2 protein-coding genes are annotated in these 2,492 nt (G+C 40.6%); both read right to left on the bottom strand.

The annotated features are described in order from the left end of the window. Positions 1-195: 195 nt before the first annotated feature. Positions 196-951 carry a hypothetical protein gene (locus B5F88_RS19095; RefSeq protein WP_087937008.1) on the bottom strand — a complete coding sequence of 252 codons (756 nt, stop codon included), beginning with the start codon at positions 949-951 and terminating at the stop codon, positions 196-198. 307 nt (positions 952-1,258) lie between these two features. Continuing rightward, positions 1,259-2,146 (bottom strand): hypothetical protein, encoded by an 888-nt coding sequence (locus B5F88_RS19090; RefSeq protein WP_087937007.1) that lies wholly within the window; start codon positions 2,144-2,146, stop codon positions 1,259-1,261. Between the last annotated feature and the right edge of the window lie 346 nt (positions 2,147-2,492).

Raw genomic sequence — 2,492 nt, 5'->3', positions numbered from 1 at the left:
ATGAACATGAAGCACCTGGAGGCCGCCGTTGAGGATGCCTCCATTGCTGGCTGACTTCATTCATTCCAGGGTCTGCAAACCAATTTGCGCAAAATCCTTGACACTACCTTTGCATAGAAAAGGGGCAGCCAATTTCTCGGCTGCCCTTGTGGGTGGCTATTGAGTTTTGTTGGGTACTGTATTGACAAATTAGAATTATATCAGCGAAGCTGGGACAGTGATATGAAATACTTCATTACCAAAACGGTCTAAAATCATAAAAGTATTTTTACGCCATGCAGCCTTTGCATACAAGCGGCTGTTTAATCTATCAACATAGTCAGGATTTGTACCCATATTTTCTTGACAGATAACAGTACCTTTTCGATCTATAATTTCCACATACCATGCTTCCCCTACTTCTGCGGAAAGGACACGATATATGTGTGCAGCCAAGCCAGTATCCTTTGCCCTCTTGCTTAACTTGTCAATACGTTCTTCTCGCATAAAATGATGATTGGCAATACTAATGAACGCACTCTCCATTTTCTGAATAATATCCTCAGAACAGTTGTTTCGATGGGCAATGTCTATCAAAGTATGTTCCAAAATCTCCCCAATAACCGTGGAATCCATATCCTGTTTTGCTTCATTCAGTGCATAGACTTCTTCTGGCTCCAGATAATATATAGAAACATGAAAGTAGTTGTCACAGATATATTTTTCGTTCCCAGGGTGCAAACGATTTTGATGGGCGCAAATTGTGATCACTCTGCTCCCATCAATATCAATCCCTCTAAGTTCTTCTTCTATTATACGGCAAAGATAGAAACTTCTATTAAACAAAGGAGGCCGGTTCTCAATTTGCTTGCGGTGCAAGTAAGCACTTTTTGAATATCTAGGAAGATTTTCAGTTTTCTGTTCCTTTTCAGTATTTTTATCTCCTTCAAGTACAAGTGTGTGAAACTTCATTTATACAGTTTCCTTCCTCTCTTAGAACTGTCACTCTATTGTTTAAGGAAAATGCAGTACAAAACTACGACTAAATCTTATCATTTTAGATTTTGGCCTGCTGGCGGTATTGCCTGCCCCATGCAAGTGACACGCAGTCTCCTGGCGGTTCTAGGTGAAAGTGGTCAGCCTGATCCAGCGGAACAGATCTCGGCAGGGCGGCGGGAAACTGCCGGGAGTCCGTGTTGTGGGTGCGGCAGATGCTCCAGGCCGTTTGCCTATTAAATTCTTATTCTAGTTTTACTCGTACTGGGCTAAAAGACTTTTACTAAATCATTTTAGGATATTTTTTCTTATCCAAATCTTTACCAAACAGTTCATGTATGGGAAAGTTCGGAACTAATTTTTTTGATTTCGAGTAATAGTCTGATGCTGAATATGGGCGAAAGATAAACCCGCTGCCTAAATTAGAGCGGATTTGAACATCCACATTGAGTTCAAAATAATCGACTACTCTTTGACGGATTTCTTGCGGAATTTCTTTGAACACGCTTTCTGTCAACTGCAATACAATTGTGTCGCCAACTTCCTCGACTTTCCAGCATGGTGCATTTAAAATGTTTTCCCGCCCCAGAAGATCTATATATGGGGGGCCAAAATAAGTCCGCCATTTTAATGCTGGACATCTAACCGACAAATCATCGGGTATCAAAGCATTATCTGTGGAAGTGCAGATAATAGAGTCCGTATAATCGTAAATCTCTGCGTGAACCGGATGAAACATACGAACTGTGTTATCACAAAATTCGATAAACTTGTGTAATTCTATTTCGTCCTTCTTCAGGAATTCTTTTGATATATTAACACAAATGCAGTTAAACAAAATTTTGTCAGTCCAGTTCCGCCAGGATATAAAATAATTAACCTTACTGGGTGCCCTGCCTTTCATCATCAGTTGGCCTTGACGATATTCACGTTCTAAAATATCTTGCGAATAATTTTTACCGCCCAACCAGGTCGCCACTACATCGTCCAGAGCCCTTTCATCAAAGAACTTTTTTAAAGGTTCCGAATTACCATATTTGAAAGGCCGGTACGGTTCACCACAACTTAAAATAAGATGCAAAAACTCTTGAGCAGCTGTGGCGCTGTGAAAAGGCTTGGTAGTACGTAGGAAAAAACTAATTTGAGGTATTGCTGGAATCTTCAATGACATCAAGGCACCTCCGAAATACAAATAGGTATTTATTCCAAAATTTATTTTAGCGGCATTGTGCCACATAACTTTCTCACCGCATCCCAGTATCCTATCACTAACCAGCGGTGTGCATTTCCTACATTCCATTATAGTGGGTTTTGGGATTTTCTTCAATCCTGCTTTGGGGGCATGGGGCCTCTATCGGCCTGTAAGTAAAGAAAAGGGGCAGCCGTTTGCTCGGTTGCCCTTGTGGGTGGCTATTTTATTGTGCCACTTGAAAACGGAAATTGAGGCATTAAATATGTTTTTTTATTGGTTGGTTTGAAATTTTCACTCTACTATCCTTTCTGTGCTTCATTATTAG

The organism is Flavonifractor sp. An306, from assembly GCF_002159455.1.
GTDB lineage: Bacteria > Bacillota > Clostridia > Oscillospirales > Oscillospiraceae > Flavonifractor.
The sequence above is the reverse complement of the archived record's forward strand: the minus strand, read 5'-3'. Positions and strand labels throughout refer to the sequence as shown.

Coding starts and splice junctions, on each gene's coding strand:
- B5F88_RS19095 (WP_087937008.1), bottom strand. CDS start 951: ATGAAGTTTCACACACTTGTACTTGAAGGAGATAAAAATACTGAAAAG.
- B5F88_RS19090 (WP_087937007.1), bottom strand. CDS start 2,146: ATGTCATTGAAGATTCCAGCAATACCTCAAATTAGTTTTTTCCTACGT.